A 17,057-nucleotide genomic window follows, 5' to 3' on the forward strand; every position below is an offset into this window, starting at 1 on the left:
CCTGGCAGGTCCCACCGACACGCGCCTCCGGGCCGGAGAGGCGCCCGACAGCAGCCCGGTCCATGTACTGACATCAGCGCAAAGTCCGTGTACAGTCGTGCTCGTCCGCCGATGAAGCCGCCCGGAAGGTCCCGCGTCGCATGACCGACGAAGCCCCGCACGTCCACGACGTGATCACGATGGGACGCGTCAGTGTCGACGTCTACCCACAGCAGACCGGACCGCTCGAGGACGTCACCACCTTCTCGAAGTCCGTCGGTGGGAGCGCGACCAACGTCGCCGTCGCCGCCGCCCGGCACGGCGCGGACGCAGCGGTGATCACCCGCACCGGCAACGACCCCTTCGGCCGCTACATCGCCCGCACCCTGCCCGAGTTCGGCGTCGCGAACGACTTCGTCGAGCCGGTCGAGGGCCTCAACACGCCCGTGGCGTTCTGTGAGATCTTCCCGCCGGACGACTTCCCGCTCTACTTCTACCGCGCGCCGAAGGCGCCGGACCTGATGATCACGTCGGAGTCCCTGCCGCTGCACGCGATCGAACGGACGCGGGTGTTCTGGACGACCGTGACGGGACTCAGCGAGGAGCCGAGCCGCAGCGCGCACGACGCGGCCGCCGCGGCACGGAGCGCGGCACTGCGGGCGCCGGGCGCCACCGGGCGGCACACCGTGCTCGACCTCGACTACCGAGCGGTGTTCTGGCCCGAGCCGGCGGCCGCGACGCGCGAGGTCGCCGTCGCTCTCGACCACGCCACCGTCGCCGTCGGCAACCGTGAGGAGTGCGAGATCGCCGTGGGGGAGACCGACCCCCTGCGCGCCGCCGACGCCCTGCTCGAGCGCGGCGTCGAGCTCGCGATCGTGAAGCAGGGCCCGAGGGGCGTGCTGGCGAAGACCCGCGACGAGACCGTCGCGTACCGACCGCACGCCGTCGACGTCGTCAACGGCCTCGGGTCCGGCGACGGGTTCGGCGGAGCACTCGTGCACGGGCTGCTGCAGGGCTGGAGCCTCGACCGCACCCTCGCCTTCGCGAACGCGGCCGGGGCGATCGTCGCCACCCGGTTCGAGTGCTCGACCGCGATGCCGACGAGCGACGAGGTCGAGGGCTTCCTGCGCACGAACCCCGCGCCGGCGACCGCGGAGGAGGGCGTCGGTGCCTGAGGTCAGCCCGGCCGACTTCGCCCGGTTGCGCGACCTGCGCGCCGGGTCACCGGAACACGTCGCGGAGGTCCTGCGGACCCGGATCCGCCGTCCGCTGCTCGCCGAGGACGGCAGGCTCCTCATCGTCGCCGCGGACCACCCCGCGCGCGGTGCGCTCGCGGTCCGCGACGACGCCTCGGCGATGGCCGACCGGTACGACCTGCTCGAACGGCTCGTCGTGGCCCTCGGCCGCCCGGGCGTCGACGGGGTCCTCGGCACGCCGGACGTCCTCGAGGACCTGGCGCTCCTCGGGGCGCTCGACGGCAAGGTCGTCGTCGGCTCGATGAACCGCGGCGGCCTGCGCGGAGCATCGTTCGAGCTCGACGACCGCTACACCGCGTACTCGGCGCAGGCGATCACGGACGCCGGGCTCGACGTCGCGAAGCTGCTCGTCCGGATCGCGCTCGACGATCCCGGCACCGCCTCGACGCTCGAGGCGACGGCGCGGGCGGTGACCGAGGCCGCGGCCCTGCAGCTTCCGATCATGCTCGAGCCGTTCATGTCCTCGTGGCGGGACGGCAGGGTCGTCAACGACCTGAGCGCCGACGCCGTCATCACGTCGATGGCGATCGCCGCCGGCCTGGGCGAGTCGAGCGCCTACAGCTGGCTCAAGGTCCCGGTCGTCGACGACATGGCACGCGTGATGGCTGCGACCACCCTGCCGACGCTGCTGCTCGGCGGCGACCCGTCGGGCAGTCCGGACGAGACGTACGCCGCCTGGGACGACGCGCTCGCCCTGCCGGGCGTCCGCGGGCTCGTCGTCGGTCGCACCCTGCTCTACCCGCAGGACGGCGACGTCGCCGCCGCCGTCGACGTCGCCGCCGCCCTCGTCCACAGCCGGGAGGCACGGGGCGATCGCTCCACACCGGCTCGCCGTCGCGCCGACTCGCCTGCCCCGTCCGCCGCCCTGGACCCGTCCGTCCCGGAAGGAAGCACCGCATGACCACCAGCACCGAGACCAGCGCCGGCAGCACGACGGTCGGGCACTGGATCGACGGCGAGCACGTCGCCTCGGCCTCCGGTCGGACCGCCCCGGTCCACGACCCGGCGCTCGGCGTCGTGACGAAGCGGGTCGCCCTGGCCGACGAGGCCGAGGTCCAGCGGGCGATCGCGAGTGCCAAGGCGGCGTTCCCGGCGTGGTCGGACCTGTCGCTCGCGAAGCGCCAGCAGATCATGTTCGCGTTCCGTGAGGTCCTCAACCGGGACAAGGCCGAGCTCGCCGAGATCATCACGAGCGAGCACGGCAAGGTCATCGACGACGCCCTGGGGGAGATCGCCCGCGGGCAGGAGGTGGTCGAGCTGGCGACGAACATCCCGTCGCTGATGAAGGGCGAGTTCTCGGACCAGGTGTCGACCGGCATCGACGTGTACTCGATCCGTCAACCGCTCGGCGTCGTGGGCATCATCTCGCCCTTCAACTTCCCGGCGATGGTGCCGCTCTGGTTCCTGCCGATCGCGATCGCCGCCGGCAACACCGTCGTGCTCAAGCCCAGCGAGAAGGACCCGTCCGCCGCGATGTGGCTCGCGCGGAAGTTCCGGGAGGCCGGTCTGCCCGACGGCGTGTTCACGGTGCTCAACGGCGACAAGGCAGCGGTCGACGGGCTCCTCACCAGCCCCGACGTCGAGTCGATCTCGTTCGTCGGGTCCACGCCGATCGCCCGGTACGTGTCCGAGACGGGCACGAAGCACGGCAAGCGCGTCCAGGCGCTCGGCGGGGCGAAGAACCACATGCTGGTGCTGCCGGACGCGGACCTCGACCTCGTCGCGGACAACGCGGTCAACGCGGGCTTCGGCTCGGCCGGTGAGCGCTGCATGGCGATCTCGGTGGTGGTGGCGGTCGAGCCGGTCGCCGACGAGCTGATCGCGAAGATCAGCGAGCGCGCGGCGACGCTGCGCGTCGGCGACGGACGTCGGGGCTGCGACATGGGCCCGCTCGTCACCGAGCAGCACCGCGACAGGGTCGCTTCGTACATCGAGGTCGCCGAGCAGGACGGAGCCGAGGTCGTGGTGGACGGCCGCACCGTGCGACCCGACGGCGACGAGAACGGCTTCTGGCTCGGCCCGACGCTGATCGACCGGGTGCCGACGTCGAGTCGCGTCTACACCGAGGAGATCTTCGGTCCGGTGCTCTCGGTCGTCCGGGTGCAGTCCTACGACGAGGGGCTCGAGCTGATCAACTCCGGCGCCTTCGGCAACGGCACCGCGATCTTCACGAACGACGGCGGAGCCGCTCGACGATTCCAGCGCGACGTGCAGGTCGGCATGATCGGCATCAACGTGCCGATCCCGGTGCCGGTGGCCTACTACTCGTTCGGCGGCTGGAAGAACTCGCTGTTCGGCGACCACAAGGCGTACGGCGCCGACGGGGTGGCCTTCTTCACCAGGCAGAAGGCGATCACCTCCCGCTGGCTCGACCCGGCAGTGCACGGCGGTGTCGACCTCGGCTTCCCGTCGAACGGCTGACGCGCAGCATGGCGAACGAACAGCAGCAGCGCGACCGCTGGTTCATCCCGGCGGGCTCCCGCCCCGAGGCGGGCTGGACCGACGTGGTCGACGGCCGCGTCGAGGGGTGGACGCACACCGGTCTGCGGACCGGCGCCCTGCAGGACGGGGGCGAGCTGCGCCTCCCGGCCGACGCGGTCGAGCGCCTCGTCGTCCCGCTCGCCGGCAGCTTCACCGTGGCGTACGACGACACCGAGCAGGCGCTCGAGGGACGCACCGGCGTCTTCGAGGGGCCGACCGACGTCCTCTACCTGGGGTCCGGCACCGCCGCGACGATCACCGGCTCCGGTCGTGTCGCCGTGGCCGAGGCGCCCACGGCGACGGTCCGGCCGAGCACGTACATCGCCCGCGTCGACGTCCCCGTGGAACTCCGCGGCACGGGGCAGTCGAGCCGGCAGGTGCACAACTTCGGGACCCCGGCCGCCCTCGACGCGGTGCGGTTCATCGTCTGCGAGGTGATCACGCCGGCCGGCAACTGGTCGTCGTACCCGCCGCACAAGCACGACACGAACCGCCCGGGCGAGGAGTCGGACCTCGAGGAGATCTACTACTACGAAGCCGCCGTGGCCCGTGGTGTGCAGGCTCCCGAGCAGGCCGACCCCTTCGCCCTGCACCGCACGTACGCCTCGGACGACCGGCCCATCGACGAGTTCCGCCAGGTGCGGACCGGGGACATCGCCCTCGTGCCGTACGGCTGGCACGGACCGGCCGTCGCGGCACCGGGCTACGACATGTACTACCTCAACGTCATGGCCGGACCGGACCCGGAGCGCGTCTGGAACATCACCGACGACCCCGCCCACGGGTGGGTCCGGCAGACGTGGACCTCGGAACCGATCGACCCGCGCCTGCCCTACGAGAAGGAGCCCTCCCGATGAGCCAGCACGCCGGCCCGGAGCAGACCCGTCGGATGACCGTCGGTCAGGCGCTCGTCGCGTTCCTGGCGAACCAGTGGACCGTCGACGGTGATCACCGCGAGCGCACGATCCCGGGGATCTTCGGCATCTTCGGGCACGGCAACGTCGCCGGTCTCGGGCAGGCGATCAAGCAGCTCCACGTCGACCAGCCCGGCCTGCTGCCGTACCACCAGGCCCGCAACGAGCAGGCGATGGTGCACCAGGCCGTCGGGTTCGCCCGGATGCACCGCCGCCGGGCGACCTTCGCGTCGACGGCCTCGGTCGGCCCCGGCGCGGCGAACATGCTCACCGGCGCCGCGCTCGCGACGACCAACCGGCTGCCCGCGCTCCTGCTGCCGTCGGACACCTTCGCCACCCGCAGGACCGATCCGGTGCTGCAGCAGATCGAGATGCCGCACGACCCGTCGCTGCAGGTGACGGACGCGTTCCGGCCGCTGTCGCGGTTCTTCGACCGCGTCGAACGGCCCGAGCAGCTGTTCCCGATCGCGCTCGCCGCGATGCGGGTGCTCACCGACCCGGCCGAGACCGGCGCCGTGACGATCGCCCTGCCCGAGGACGTCCAGGCCGAAGCGCTCGACGTGCCGGTGACGTTCCTGCAACCGCGCGAGTGGCACGTCCGGCGTCCGCTGCCGGAACGCGGACCGCTGGCCCGTGCGGTCGAGGCGATCCGGAGCGCCGAGCGTCCCGTGGTCGTGGCCGGTGGTGGCGTGCTCTACTCGGGTGCCGAGGACGAACTCGCGGCCTTCGTCGAGACGACGGGCATCCCCGTCGGCACCTCGCAGGCGGGCGGCGGCTCGCTCGTCTGGGACCACCCGCAGTACCTCGGCGGCATCGGGGCGACGGGGACGGCTGCGGCGAACGCGATCGCCGCACGGGCCGACGTCGTGATCGGCATCGGCACGCGGTACAGCGACTTCACCACGGCGTCCCGGACGGCGTTCCAGGACCCCGACGTGACCTTCGTCAACGTGAACGTCGCCGCGTTCGACGCCCACAAGCACGGCTCGCAGCTGCCGCTGGTCGCGGACGCCCGGGAGGCGCTGGTCGCGCTGACCGAGATGCTCACGGCAGGTTCGTCGGACGCCCCGTCGTACGCCGTCTCCGCCGGGTACGCCGCCGAGGTCGCGTCGCGGAAGCAGGAGTGGGACGCCGTCGTCGACGCCGCGTCCGTGCCGTCCGGACGCGCGGTCCCGGGCCAGTCGGAGATCATCGGCGCGGTCCGGGCGGCGACGGACCCGCGCGACGTCGTGGTCCAGGCAGCCGGCTCGCTGCCCGGCGACCTGCACAAGCTCTGGCGGGTCCGCGACCCGCTCGGGTACCACGTCGAGTACGCCTTCTCGTGCATGGGCTACGAGATCGCCGGCGGCATCGGTGTGCGACGCGGCGCCCCGGACCGCGACGCGATCGTCCTCGTCGGCGACGGTTCGTACCTGATGCTGCACACCGAGCTGGTGACGGCGGTCGCCGAGGGCATCAAGGTCGTCGTCGTGCTCGTGCAGAACGACGGCTACGCGTCGATCGGCCGCCTGTCCGAGACCGTCGGTTCCGAGCGCTACGGCACGGAGTACCGCTACCGGGACGACACCGGGTCGTTCGAGAACGACGAGGTGCTGCCCGTCGACCTCGCCGCGAACGCGCGCTCCTACGGCGTCGACGTGATCGAGGTCCGCCCCGGCCCGGACGTGATCGCCGACCTGACCGCGGCCGTGCGGCAGGCCAAGGCGAACGACCACACCACGCTGGTGCACGTGCACGCCGACCCGCTCGCCCCCGCCCCCGAGGGTGACGGCTGGTGGGACGTCCCCGTCGCCGAGACCTCGACCCTGCCGAGCACCCGGCGGGCCCGCGCCGAGTACGAGCAGCAGGTCGCGTCGCAGCGCCCCCTGCTCGGCTGAACGAACCCATCCCACGAAGGACGACGACGTCATGACCGACACCGCCGACACCGCTGCCACCGACGCAGCGGCCGCCCCCGCCGCGATCCGCATCGGTACCGCCCCCGACTCCTGGGGCGTCTGGTTCCCGGACGACCCGGGCCAGGTGCCGTGGCAGCGCTTCCTCGACGAGGCCGCAGCAGCCGGCTACACGTGGATCGAGCTCGGTCCGTACGGGTACCTGCCCACCGATCCGGCGCAGCTGTCCGACGAGCTCGAGTCCCGCGGCCTCCGGCTGTCCGCCGGCACGGTCTTCACCGGGTTCCACAAGGGTGACGACCAGTTCCAGCGGGCGTGGGACCAGGCGGTCGCGGTCGCCGGGCTCGCGTCGGCGCTCGGTGCCCGGCACCTCGTGACGATCCCGGACCTCTGGCGCTCGGACGCGACCGGTGCGGTGCTCGAGTCGCGGACCCTGACCGACGAGCAGTGGGAGCGCCTCGGCAGGGGACACGACCAGCTGGGCAAGGCGCTGCTCGAGGAGTTCGGCGTCCGCCAGCAGTTCCACACGCACGCCGACAGCCACGTCGGCACGTACCGCGAGACCGTGCGCTTCCTCGAGGAGACCGACCCGCGGTACACGAACCTGTGCCTGGACACCGGGCACTTCGCCTACTACGGCGGCGACAACCTCCGCATGATCGCCGAACACCCGGAGCGCATCGGCTACCTCCACCTCAAGCAGGTCGACACCGAGCTGCTGTTCGACGTGCTCAAGAACGACGTGCCCTTCGCGACGGCCGTGGCGCAGGGCATCATGACCGAGCCGCCGCACGGCACCCCCGAGCTCGCCCCGGTCATCGAGGCCGTCGCCCGGATCGACCCGGACGTCTTCGGCATCGTCGAGCAGGACATGTACGGGTGCTCGGTCGACGCCCCCGGCCCGATCGCCGAGCGCACCGTCCAGCACATCCTCGAGTCGACCGCCTCGGCGCGCGTCCGCTGACCCCCCAGGAGAACCCCGTGAGCACCACCGAGAACCTCCGCGTCGCCGTCGTCGGAGCCGGCGCGATGGGCAGCGACCACGTCCGTCGCATCACGTCCACGATCGCCGGCGCAGACGTCGTCGCCGTCGTCGACCCGGACACCGCCCGGGCCACCGCCACCGCCGAGCGGGCACCGGGGGCGCTCACCGCAGCGTCGTTCGAGGACGCCCTCGACGCGACGCCGATCGATGCCGTGCTCGTCGCGACGCCCGGGTTCCTGCACGAGCCCGTCCTCGTTCCGGCGATCGAGCGTGGTCTCGCCGTCCTGTGCGAGAAACCCCTCACCACGAGCGCGGAGGACTCCCTGCGCATCGTCGAGCTCGAGCAGGCGAGGTCCGACCGCCCACGGATCCAGGTCGGCTTCATGCGTCGCTTCGACAAGGGGTACCAGGAGCTCCGGGCACTCCGCGAGTCCGGCACGAACGGCGCGCTGCTCGCCCTGCACCACGCGCACCGCAACCCGACGACGCCGCCGAACTTCAGCGAGTCGATGCTCATCCACGACTCGGTCATCCACGAGATCGACATCATCCCGTTCCTCACGGGCGAGCCGATCGTCGCGGTCGAGGTGAAGAAGCCCCGCAGGAACTCGCTCGGACCGGTCGACCTGCCGGAGCCGCAGTTCGTGCTGTTCACCACCGCGTCGGGCACCATGGCGATCGTCGAGATCAACGTCAACGCGCAGTTCGGGTACCAGGTGACGACCGACGCCGTGTTCGAGTCCGGCGTCGCGTACATCGGGCGCGAGACGACGATGAACGTCGTGTCGGCCGGTGTCTCGGGCCAGGGCGTCACCCCGTCCTTCGTCGAGCGCTTCGGCGCCGCGTACGACGAGGAGGTCCAGCGCTGGGTGGACGCTGCCCGCACCGGGGGCATCGACGGGCCGAGCGCCTGGGACGGCTACACGGCGTCGGTCGTCGCCGAGGTCGCCGTGCGGGCGCAGCAGACCGGCGCCCTCGAGCACGTGACCTACGCCACCGCGAAGCCCGCGTTCTACGACACGACGCCTGACGCCTGAGGACGCACCCTGACGAAGGACGCCTGACGGCGGCGCCCGGCGGCGGGCGCCCGGCGACGGAGGTGCCGGCACCGGTGCTGGAGACGGGCCGTGTACCGGACGGGAGGCGCGGTGCATGCTGGCACCGCGCCTCCCGTCCGCGACGGCGCACCGCCACCCCCCCCCACCCACAGGAGGCACCATGCCGCTCGTCCGCATCGATCTCGTCACCGGTCGCACCCCGGAGCAGGTGCGTGCCGTCGCCGACGCGATCCACACCGCCATCGTCGCCGAGTACGGCATCCCCGAGCGCGACCGGTTCCAGGTGATCACCGAGCACCCGGCGCAGCAGATCATCGCGCAGGACGCCGGTCTCGGCTTCGAGCGGACCGAGGGCGTCGTCATGGTCCAGGTCTTCACCCAGGGCGGTCGGAGCGACGAGGCGAAGCAGGGTCTCTACCGCGCCGTGCACGACCGGCTCGCCGAGGTCGGCGTCGCGAGCGAGGACGTCTTCATCGGCTACGTGGAGAACGGGCCGCAGGACTGGTCGTTCGGGTTCGGCCGCGCCCAGTACGTGACCGGCGAGCTCGGCGTCCCCTCCGCCGGCTGAGGCAGCGGGTCCGCCGGCCTACTTGTCGACGAGGGTGACCTCGAACGAGTAGCGGTCCGGGCGGTAGCAGTGCATCCCGTACTCCACCGCCCGGCCCGACGCGTCGTACGCCGTGCGGCTCATCGTCAGGACCGGGTCACCGTCCTCGATCTCGAGCAGCGAGGCCTCGTCGTCGGTGGCCGCCCGTGCCCCGATCCGTTGCTTCGCGACCCGCATCGTGACACCCCGGCCGCGGAGCAGCTGGTACAGCCCGTGCGTCCGCAGGTCCTCGTCGGTGATCGCCGTGAACTCGGGCGGCAGGAAGTTCTCGAGGATCGCCATCGGGACGTCCTCGGCGAAGCGGACGCGGCGGATGTGGACGACCGGCGTGCCCGGGGCGGTGCCGAGGGCCTCGGCGACGACGTCGCTCGCCGGCAGGTCCGTGCGCTCGAGCAGCGTGGTCGCCGGTGCCTGCGAGCCCTGCGCGAGGTCGTCGTACAGGCTCGTCAGCTCCACCTTGCGCGTCACGGGGCCGTGCACGACCTGCGTGCCGATCCCTCGACGACGGACGAGCAGCCCCTTGTCGACCAGGTCCTGGATGGCTCGGCGGATCGTCGGGCGCGAGAGCCCGAGTCGCTCGCCGAGGGCGATCTCGTTCTCGAGCCGTGCGCCGGGCGGCATCGCGCCGGAGCGGATCGCCTCCTCGAGCCGCGATGCGACCTGGAAGTACAGCGGCACCGGCCCGGAGCGGTCCAGGTCCGTGGAGAAGTCGGACGGCAGCTGGCCCTCGTTGGTCATCGCGGTCCTCCGGGTGGGGAGGGCACCGGCGACGGCACCCCACGGCTATGTCGTGACAATAGCACCGGACTCCGCGCGGCCCGGCCCCCCGGGATCGTCAGTCGGCGAAGATCATCGGACGGTTCGACAGCCGCGGCTGGGCTGCCGCACGGGGCTGCTCCGTCCGCGGTCGCACCGGCGCGATGTGCACCCGGGTGGCCGCACCGAGCGCCTCGACCGTGTCGCACCCGTGCTGCCCCGCGGCGTGCACGACGATCGCGGCGCAGGCCTCGGCGTCGGCAGCGGCGTCGTGGTGCTGGAAGCCCTCGTACCCGGCCGCGCGGGCCGCCATCGGGAGTCGGTAGGAGTCGAGCGTGTAGGTCTTGCGCGCCACCTGGAGCGAGCACAGCGAGTGGTGCTGCGCCAGTTCCGTGCCGGTCGCCGAGCAGCCGCCGGCGATCACACCCATGTCGAACCGGGCGTTGTGCGCGACCAGGACGTCCCCCTCGGCGAACGCCACGATGTCCCGGTACTGCTCGGCCCACCCCTTCGCCCCGACCACGTCCGTCGCGACGATGCCGTGGATGCGGGTGTTCCACTCGAGGAACGCGTCGTGGCCCTGCGGTGGCTGGATGAACCAGGAGGCCCGCTCGACCACGCGGCCGCCGCGGACCTTGACGAGTCCGACGGAGCAGGCGCTCGCGGGGGAGCTGTTCGCGGTCTCGAAGTCGATCGCGGTGAAGTTCAACGGCACGCCCTCGATGGTCGCACGGGGTTCCGACATCACCCGCGCGCGGCCTCGGCGTTGCGGCCCGGCGCGGTAGCGTCCGAGGCGTGACCGCCACCGCCACCACGACCCCGCTCGTCCTCGTCCTGCCCGGTGCCGGGTACGGGCAGCAGGCGCCCCTGCTCTGGTGGACGCGCGCGATCGCCGCGCAGCACGGCGTCGAGGTCGTCGCGCCGGCGTGGACGGTCGACGCCGCAGCGAAGGACGACCCGGTGGCCTTCGTCGAGCGCCACGTCGCGGGCGCACTCGACGGCCGCCGCCCGGACCTCGTCGTCGCGAAGTCGTTCGGGTGCTCCGCCCTGCCCTGGGCGGTCCGCCACGGCGTCGACGGGGTCTGGCTCACGCCGGTCCTCACCGATCCGGCCGTCGTCGCCGCGCTCGCCGCGGCGGGCACCGGTTCGCTCGCCGTCGGCGGCTCCGCCGACCCCATGTGGCTGCCCTCCGCGGTCGGGACGACACGCGCCGGACTGCACACGGTGGACGGTGCGGACCACGCGCTCGAGGTGCGCGGTGACTGGCGCGGTTCCCAGCGCCTCCAGGCCGAGGTGCTCGCCCTGGTCGACGAGCGCCTCAGAGCGCTGGTGTCCTGACCCGCCGCGACGTACAGTCGGCGCATGGGGGAGCCGAGGGACCTGGACGAGCTGTTGGCGGGCGCACACCGCGTGGACGCGCGGCCGCACACCGTGCGGCGTGGGATCGGTCTCGGGACCACCCTGCTCGTGACCGCGGTGCTGGTCGCCGGCATCGTGCTCGGGATCGCGCACGGCCTGCTGCTCACGTTCGTGAGCTTCCTGTCCGGCATCTGGCCGTCCTGACGGCACCGGCCTGGAGGACCGGGTCGGCTCCGGCGGGCCGCCGCCGGTAGGCTGTGCTCCCGTGGCTCTCACCATCGGAATCGTCGGTCTCCCGAACGTCGGCAAGTCGACCCTGTTCAACGCCCTGACCAAGAACCAGGTCCTCGCCGCGAACTACCCGTTCGCGACGATCGAACCGAACGTCGGCGTGGTGAACCTGCCCGACCCGCGGCTCGACCAGCTCGCGACGCTCTTCAGCTCCGAGAAGACCGTGCCCGCGCCCGTGTCGTTCGTCGACATCGCCGGCATCGTGAAGGGTGCGAGCGAGGGCGAGGGCCTCGGCAACAAGTTCCTCGCGAACATCCGCGAGGCCGACGCCATCGCGCAGGTCGTCCGTGGCTTCACCGACGACGACGTCGTGCACGTGGCGAACAAGGTCTCGCCGAAGGACGACCTCGAGGTCATCAACACCGAGCTCATCCTCGCGGACCTCGAGACCATCGAGAAGGCGCTGCCCCGGTACGAGAAGACCGTGAAGCTCAAGCAGGCCGAGCCGATCGTGCTCGAGACCGCGAACGAGGCGAGGGCGGCGCTCGAGCAGGGCACGCTGCTCTCCGCGACCTCGATCGACCTCGCGCCGATCGCCGAGCTCGGCCTCCTGTCGGCCAAGCCGTTCATCTTCGTCTTCAACGTCGACGAGGCGATCCTGACCGACGAGTCCCGCAAGGCCGAGCTGGCCGCGCTCGTGGCACCGGCGCAGGCCGTGTTCCTCGACGCCCAGGTCGAGTCGGAGCTCATCGAGCTCGACCCCGAGGACGCCGCCGAACTGCTCGAGTCGACCGGGCAGACCGAGTCCGGCCTCGACCAGCTCGCCCGCATCGGGTTCGACACCCTCGGGCTGCAGACCTACCTGACCGCCGGGCCGAAGGAAGCCCGGGCGTGGACGATCGGCAAGGGGTGGAAGGCTCCCCAGGCTGCCGGCGTGATCCACACCGACTTCGAGAAGGGCTTCATCAAGGCCGAGGTCATCTCGTTCGAGGACCTCATGGCGGCGGGCTCGATCGCGGAGGCCCGTGCGCACGGCAAGGCCCGCATCGAGGGCAAGGACTACGTCATGCAGGACGGCGACGTGGTGGAGTTCCGCTTCAACAACTGACCGGTACGCGGCGGCCGACGGCTGTCGGCCGCCGCGCTCGGAAGTCCGGTCAGGCCGTCTCGAGGTCCCACACCGGCGGCACGTACTCGCGCGACCAGCCCTCGCGGAGTCGGGTGACCGCACGGTCGAACGACTCGAGCAGGTCCATCTCCGGCCGCACCATCGACTGCAGCTGCAGCCCCTCGTACGTCGCGAGGAGCTGCTCGGCGCCACGAGCCGGCTCCATGGTGCGCGGCTCCCGGCCGAGCTCGACGTCCCGCTGCAGGGCCGCCAGCACGAACCCGTGGAAGCGACGCCAGCGCAGGTGGAGCATCGGTGCGAGCGGGTGGTGCGGCGTCGCGGCGATGTTGAGCGTCGAGGTCAGGAAGCGCATGAGTGACGGGTCGGCGACGTTCGCGCGGACGATGGCGCGGAGGAACACGATCGTGCCGCTGCGCTCGGCGATCGGCAGCAGCGCGGTGGTCCGCTGGTCGTTCCACTGGTCGATGGTGGCGAGCAGGAGTCCGTCCCAGGTCGGGAACACCTCGGTGACGACGTCGAGCGGCTGCGACGCCTCGGTGGCCACGTGCTCGTACGACACCTCGTGCAGGGCGTTCGCGCGGAGCACACGGATCATCGCGTCGACGATCTCGACCCGGAGCAGCGCTGACGTGTCGAGGGGGTGGAACGATCGCATGGGTCCAGTCCACCGGGTGTGTGCTGCCCTGACCAGTCCCCAGAACTGGGAAGAGCCGATCTCCGCAGCCGCGCAGTCCCGGCGTGGCGGAGGAGCAGCGCGTCCCCCGGGGCGCGTCCGAGCTGAGTGCCCTTCGAGGATGCAGCGTTGACTGGACCGATGAAGTACGTGGTCTACGGAGAGAACCGAGTGATGACCGGCGACGCGATCGCCGAGGCGGTGCTCGCCTACGCCGCTGCGCTCGGCGAGAACGGCACGACGGACATCGTCGAGATCCCGACCGCGGACGCCGAGGGCTACGGCACCACGGCGGAGGTCCTGCTCGGCCCGGCTTCCCAGATCATGGTCGAGGCGGCGCCGGACGACGAGCTGGAGCCCGAGGACGAGGACCTGGTCAACGAGCTCGGGCGCCGCATCGCGGTGGTGGGCGGCGGACGGTTCACGGACGCCGCGTCGTCGCACTCCGACGAGCCGGAGGCCAAGCGCCTCCGGACGGACCCGCCTGAGGTCTGACCGGCGCACGCCCCGAGGAGTGGACTGGCCACGGAACGCACACTCCAGACCTCCTCGCACACGCGGTACCTACCGTCGAGGGAGAGATGAGGAGGAGACGTGAAGTACATCAACTACGACGCGAGCCAGATCCTCACCGGGGACCTGATCGCGGACGCGGTCGCCGACTACGCGGCCGTCCTCGGAGCGAACTCGCGCACCGACACGATCACGGTGCCGAGCGTCGGTGACGACGGCTCGGTGTCGACGTCGATCCTGCTCGTCGGCCCGGCGAGCGAGCTCTGCGTGACGGTCGCCCCGGACGACGAGCTCGAGCCCGAGGACCCGGCGTTCATCCGTCGCCTGCGCGACGCGGCACGGCGTGCGGGTCCGGCGCTCCCGGTGAACGCGGACGGTGGCACGCGCTTCCGCGGAGCCGAGGGGCCGTCGTCGTACGGGCCGGCCTGACACCCTGAAGGCACAGACGACGAACGCCGCCGGCGCTGAGCCGGCGGCGTTCGTCGTGTGTGGACCGGGAACCGTGTGAGCGGTTCCGGCGGGTCCGACCTAGGCGGCCAGGGCGAGCTCGCCCTTGCCGACGCGGCGCGCGAGCAGGATGGTCCGGCTCGACTCGCCCCGCCAGGAGCGGCCGGGTACGGTCCAGCCGGCCTCGCCGTCGATGTCCACGCGTGCGTCACGCGTGACGAACAGGCGCAGGTCGTCGGCCGCGATGCGGACGAGGTACTCGCGCTGCGAGCGGTCGTCGCGGACCGGGAACTCGGCGATGCGGTCGGGGGAGACGGTGGGGGCCGCGAGTGCGGTCCCGGAGATGGTGATGCGGTCGTTGCTGGTCATGGTGGTGCGGTACTTCCTGGTCGTTCGGCACCCGGCCGTGCTCTGGTCGGCGGACTCCGTGGTCCGGCACGACGCATCGGCTGCGGGTGCGCACGTCGTGTCTCGACGTGCTGCTCGTCCGTTCGGATCGAGCGGTGGTCTCGGTGGAATGCGACCCGGCGGGTCGGTACGAGACGTGCTGGTGTGCGCGAGTCAGATGGGTTCGCTGCAGTGCACCAATGAGACACTATACGTCGCTTCGTCCGGAACGTCCAGCAAGACGGACGGGAGGCGCGGTGCGAGCGTGCACCGCGCCGTCCGTCCGGTGGGCCGTCAGTTCAGAGCGGGGGTGTCCTCCGGCACGACGCCGTCGCCGTACAGGTCGGTCGCCAGGTCGCGGAGCGCGCGCAGCGCGACGCGCTGCGTCAGCGGACCGTAGGAGATGCGGGCGACGCCGAGGGCCTCGTACTCGGCAGCCGGCAGGGCGCCCGGCAGTCCGATCACCGAGAGCTTGCCGCGACCGAGCCCGTCGACGAGTCGTTCGACCACGTCGCGCTGGATCGCACCCGGCACGAAGACGAGTGCGGCGCCGTTGTCGAGGAACGCCTTCCCGCGGGCGATGGCGTCCTCGATGCTCTCGTCGATCGGGCGGTCGCCACCCCGGGCGATCGCGTCGGTGCGGGCATTGAGCTGGAAGGCGACGCCCTCGGCCTCGGCTGCGGCGGTGATCGCGGCGACGCGGGCGACGGCCTCGTCGAAGGGACGGAGGCGGTCCTCGACGTTCGCGCCGACGATCCCGGCGGCGATCGCGCGACGGATCGTCTCGGCCGGGTCCGCGTACCCGTCGTCGAGGTCCGCCGTGACGGGCAGGTCCGTCGCGGCGGCGACGGTCGCGGCGCCCGCGAGGGCCACGTCGAGCGGCATCCCGCCGTCGTCGTAGCCGTGGCTCGCGGCGATGGAGTGCCCGGCGGTCGCGATCGCCTTCGTCTCCGGCAGGTCGCTCACGACCTTCGCGCTGATCGCGTCCCACACGTTCACGACGCGCAGGATCTCGGGGGCTTCGTGCAGCTGCTTGAGGGTGGTCGCCTTGTCGGCGGTGCTCGTGCTCATGGTGCCGAACCTACGTGGGCGGGCCTCGGCACGCACGGGAGGTGACCGCTGGACGACGCGGGATGACGGCCGGACTCGCACCGGGCCTCCCGGTCGATGCATGCTGGGACGCATGGCTGACGACGAACAGGACCCGGTCGGCACGCTCCGCGGGGTCCGCACGAGCATCAAGTGGACGCGCTACGCGCCCGACGTGCTGCCCCTGTTCGTCGCCGAGATGGACCACGACGTGGCGCCGGCGATCCGGCAGGCACTGGTCGAGCGGGTGCAGCAGTCCGACCTCGGGTACCTGGACGGCCCCGGGCCGCTCGCGCCGGCGTTCGCGCAGTTCGCGCGCGACCGGTGGGGGTGGGCGGTCGACCCGGAGCGTGTGCACCTGGCGACGGACGTCAGCGTCGGGATCGTCGAGTCGCTCCGGCTCGCGCTGCCCGAGGGCGGACGCGTCGCGATCACCCCGCCGGTGTACCCGCCGTTCTTCGAGCTCGTCGAGGAAGCACGATGTCGGGTCGAGGAGGTCCCGCTGACCGAGCAGTGGGGTGTCTACCGGCTCGACCTCGCCGGGCTCGAGCGCGCCTTCGCCGACGGCGTCCGGGTGTTCCTGCTCTGCAACCCGCACAACCCGATGGGACTCGTGCACGACCGGGCCGACCTCGAGGCGCTCGCCGAGCTGGCGGCACGGTACGACGTGCTCGTCGTCAGCGACGAGATCCACGCGCCGCTCACGCACCCGGGGGTCCGCTTCACCCCGTTCGCGATGGTCGCCGAGCAGCACGGCGCCCGCAGCGTCTGCGTGACGAGCGCGAGCAAGGGCTGGAACCTCGCCGGCGTGAAGTGCTCCGTCATGGTCGCGGGGGACGACCGGACCGCGGCGCTCCTCGACACGCTGTGGGAGGAGGTCGCCTGCCGCACGAGCATCCTCGGGCTGCACGCGAACCTCGCCGCGTTCACCCTCGCGACGGACTGGCTCGACGACGTCGTCGCCCGCATCGTCGCGAACGAGCGGCTGCTCGGGGCCCTGCTCGCCGAGCACCTGCCCGGGGTGGTCTACACGCGGCCGCGGGCCGGCTACCTGGCATGGCTCGACTTCCGGGGGATCGGCCTCGGGGACGACCCGGCGGTGCCGCTCCGTGAGCACGCGTACGTGGCGCTGAACTCCGGGCTCGGCTTCGGCGCCCAGGGGCGGGGGTTCGCGCGGCTCAACCTGGCGTGCTCGCCGGAGACCCTGCGCGAGGCCGTGCACCGCATCGCGGCGGCCTACCCGTCGAGCGCGCAGGAGGGGCTGGTCTGGCACGTCGCCTGAGCGGTCGGTCGCGCTC

19 protein-coding genes are annotated in these 17,057 nt (G+C 72.1%); 14 read left to right on the forward strand and 5 right to left on the reverse strand.

From position 1 onward, the window contains the following. Positions 1-140 precede the first annotated feature (140 nt). From iolC to NI26_RS03965, 8 genes are all read left to right on the forward strand, one after another. Entirely contained in the window at positions 141-1,154 is a 1,014-nt protein-coding gene (iolC, locus tag NI26_RS03930) for a 5-dehydro-2-deoxygluconokinase (protein WP_066652693.1), read from the forward strand. Next, the gene (locus tag NI26_RS03935) at positions 1,147-2,136 is read left to right on the forward strand and encodes a class I fructose-bisphosphate aldolase (RefSeq protein WP_066652698.1); all 990 of its coding nucleotides are present in this window, start codon (positions 1,147-1,149) and stop codon (positions 2,134-2,136) included. Before iolC ends, NI26_RS03935 begins: the two co-directional genes overlap by 8 nt. Further along, positions 2,133-3,656 carry a CoA-acylating methylmalonate-semialdehyde dehydrogenase gene (locus NI26_RS03940; RefSeq protein ID WP_066652707.1) on the forward strand — a complete coding sequence of 508 codons (1,524 nt, stop codon included), beginning with the start codon at positions 2,133-2,135 and terminating at the stop codon, positions 3,654-3,656. Before NI26_RS03935 ends, NI26_RS03940 begins: the two co-directional genes overlap by 4 nt. Before the next feature lie 8 nt (positions 3,657-3,664). Next, complete coding sequence (gene iolB / locus NI26_RS03945; RefSeq protein WP_066652709.1) at positions 3,665-4,573, forward strand: 5-deoxy-glucuronate isomerase; 909 nt, start codon at positions 3,665-3,667, stop codon at positions 4,571-4,573. Next, complete coding sequence (iolD, locus tag NI26_RS03950) at positions 4,570-6,507, forward strand: 3D-(3,5/4)-trihydroxycyclohexane-1,2-dione acylhydrolase (decyclizing) (protein WP_066652710.1); 1,938 nt, start codon at positions 4,570-4,572, stop codon at positions 6,505-6,507. The genes iolB and iolD overlap by 4 nt, the downstream gene beginning before the upstream one ends. A gap of 31 nt (positions 6,508-6,538) precedes the next feature. After that, positions 6,539-7,489, forward strand: coding sequence for a sugar phosphate isomerase/epimerase family protein (locus NI26_RS03955; protein ID WP_066652711.1), 951 nt, complete (start codon positions 6,539-6,541; stop codon positions 7,487-7,489). Positions 7,490-7,506: 17 nt separating this feature from the next. Further along, positions 7,507-8,547, forward strand: a complete 1,041-nt coding sequence (locus NI26_RS03960) for a Gfo/Idh/MocA family protein (protein WP_081984695.1) — start codon at positions 7,507-7,509, stop codon at positions 8,545-8,547. Positions 8,548-8,728: 181 nt separating this feature from the next. After that, entirely contained in the window at positions 8,729-9,136 is a 408-nt protein-coding gene (locus NI26_RS03965) for a tautomerase family protein (protein WP_066652713.1), read from the forward strand. An 18-nt stretch (positions 9,137-9,154) separates the two neighbouring features. Here NI26_RS03965 and NI26_RS03970 read toward each other — a convergent pair whose 3' ends face one another. Then, on the reverse strand, positions 9,155-9,913 hold the full coding sequence (locus NI26_RS03970; RefSeq protein ID WP_066652718.1) for a GntR family transcriptional regulator: 759 nt from the start codon (positions 9,911-9,913) through the stop codon (positions 9,155-9,157). A gap of 97 nt (positions 9,914-10,010) precedes the next feature. After that, on the reverse strand, positions 10,011-10,676 hold the full coding sequence (locus NI26_RS03975; protein WP_235426502.1) for an exonuclease domain-containing protein: 666 nt from the start codon (positions 10,674-10,676) through the stop codon (positions 10,011-10,013). Between the two features lie 50 nt (positions 10,677-10,726). Here NI26_RS03975 and NI26_RS03980 point away from each other — a divergent pair, with 50 nt between their 5' ends. From NI26_RS03980 to ychF, 3 genes are all read left to right on the forward strand, one after another. After that, positions 10,727-11,269, forward strand: coding sequence for a hypothetical protein (locus tag NI26_RS03980; protein ID WP_066652720.1), 543 nt, complete (start codon positions 10,727-10,729; stop codon positions 11,267-11,269). 24 nt (positions 11,270-11,293) lie between these two features. Then, the gene (locus NI26_RS03985; protein WP_066652723.1) at positions 11,294-11,494 is read left to right on the forward strand and encodes a hypothetical protein; all 201 of its coding nucleotides are present in this window, start codon (positions 11,294-11,296) and stop codon (positions 11,492-11,494) included. A gap of 61 nt (positions 11,495-11,555) precedes the next feature. Then, entirely contained in the window at positions 11,556-12,629 is a 1,074-nt protein-coding gene (ychF, locus tag NI26_RS03990) for a redox-regulated ATPase YchF (RefSeq protein WP_066652725.1), read from the forward strand. A gap of 49 nt (positions 12,630-12,678) precedes the next feature. Here the strand turns inward: ychF and NI26_RS03995 are convergent, their stop codons facing one another. Next, positions 12,679-13,305: a TetR family transcriptional regulator C-terminal domain-containing protein gene (locus NI26_RS03995; protein WP_066652727.1), complete on the reverse strand. Its 627-nt coding sequence runs from the start codon at positions 13,303-13,305 to the stop codon at positions 12,679-12,681. Positions 13,306-13,452: 147 nt separating this feature from the next. On the opposite strand from NI26_RS03995, the gene NI26_RS04000 reads away from it, so the two are divergent. Then, positions 13,453-13,818, forward strand: a complete 366-nt coding sequence (locus tag NI26_RS04000) for a hypothetical protein (RefSeq protein ID WP_144411241.1) — start codon at positions 13,453-13,455, stop codon at positions 13,816-13,818. Positions 13,819-13,917: 99 nt separating this feature from the next. Then, positions 13,918-14,265, forward strand: a complete 348-nt coding sequence (locus NI26_RS04005; RefSeq protein WP_066652733.1) for a hypothetical protein — start codon at positions 13,918-13,920, stop codon at positions 14,263-14,265. Between the two features lie 99 nt (positions 14,266-14,364). Here NI26_RS04005 and NI26_RS04010 read toward each other — a convergent pair whose 3' ends face one another. Together NI26_RS04010 and NI26_RS04015 are read right to left on the reverse strand one after the other, a co-directional pair. After that, positions 14,365-14,652 (reverse strand): hypothetical protein, encoded by a 288-nt coding sequence (locus NI26_RS04010; protein WP_066652736.1) that lies wholly within the window; start codon positions 14,650-14,652, stop codon positions 14,365-14,367. A gap of 312 nt (positions 14,653-14,964) precedes the next feature. Next, positions 14,965-15,741 carry an isocitrate lyase/PEP mutase family protein gene (locus tag NI26_RS04015; protein WP_066652738.1) on the reverse strand — a complete coding sequence of 259 codons (777 nt, stop codon included), beginning with the start codon at positions 15,739-15,741 and terminating at the stop codon, positions 14,965-14,967. A gap of 112 nt (positions 15,742-15,853) precedes the next feature. On the opposite strand from NI26_RS04015, the gene NI26_RS04020 reads away from it, so the two are divergent. After that, entirely contained in the window at positions 15,854-17,041 is a 1,188-nt protein-coding gene (locus tag NI26_RS04020) for a MalY/PatB family protein (RefSeq protein ID WP_066652740.1), read from the forward strand. Positions 17,042-17,057 lie beyond the last annotated feature (16 nt).

Origin of the sequence: Curtobacterium sp. MR_MD2014 (assembly GCF_000772085.1) — a bacterium.
Lineage (GTDB): Bacteria > Actinomycetota > Actinomycetes > Actinomycetales > Microbacteriaceae > Curtobacterium.

Excerpts from the sequence above, each read along its gene's own strand:
- NI26_RS03970 (WP_066652718.1), bottom strand. The coding sequence starts at position 9,913 with ATGACCAACGAGGGCCAGCTGCCGTCCGACTTCTCCACGGACCTGGAC.
- NI26_RS03975 (WP_235426502.1), bottom strand. The coding sequence starts at position 10,676 with ATGTCGGAACCCCGTGCGACCATCGAGGGCGTGCCGTTGAACTTCACC.
- NI26_RS03995 (WP_066652727.1), bottom strand. The coding sequence starts at position 13,305 with ATGCGATCGTTCCACCCCCTCGACACGTCAGCGCTGCTCCGGGTCGAG.
- NI26_RS04015 (WP_066652738.1), bottom strand. The coding sequence starts at position 15,741 with ATGAGCACGAGCACCGCCGACAAGGCGACCACCCTCAAGCAGCTGCAC.
- NI26_RS04020 (WP_066652740.1), top strand. The coding sequence starts at position 15,854 with ATGGCTGACGACGAACAGGACCCGGTCGGCACGCTCCGCGGGGTCCGC.
- iolB (WP_066652709.1), top strand. The coding sequence starts at position 3,665 with ATGGCGAACGAACAGCAGCAGCGCGACCGCTGGTTCATCCCGGCGGGC.
- NI26_RS03985 (WP_066652723.1), top strand. The coding sequence starts at position 11,294 with ATGGGGGAGCCGAGGGACCTGGACGAGCTGTTGGCGGGCGCACACCGC.
- NI26_RS03955 (WP_066652711.1), top strand. The coding sequence starts at position 6,539 with ATGACCGACACCGCCGACACCGCTGCCACCGACGCAGCGGCCGCCCCC.
- NI26_RS03965 (WP_066652713.1), top strand. The coding sequence starts at position 8,729 with ATGCCGCTCGTCCGCATCGATCTCGTCACCGGTCGCACCCCGGAGCAG.
- NI26_RS03940 (WP_066652707.1), top strand. The coding sequence starts at position 2,133 with ATGACCACCAGCACCGAGACCAGCGCCGGCAGCACGACGGTCGGGCAC.
- iolD (WP_066652710.1), top strand. The coding sequence starts at position 4,570 with ATGAGCCAGCACGCCGGCCCGGAGCAGACCCGTCGGATGACCGTCGGT.
- iolC (WP_066652693.1), top strand. The coding sequence starts at position 141 with ATGACCGACGAAGCCCCGCACGTCCACGACGTGATCACGATGGGACGC.
- NI26_RS04010 (WP_066652736.1), bottom strand. The coding sequence starts at position 14,652 with ATGACCAGCAACGACCGCATCACCATCTCCGGGACCGCACTCGCGGCC.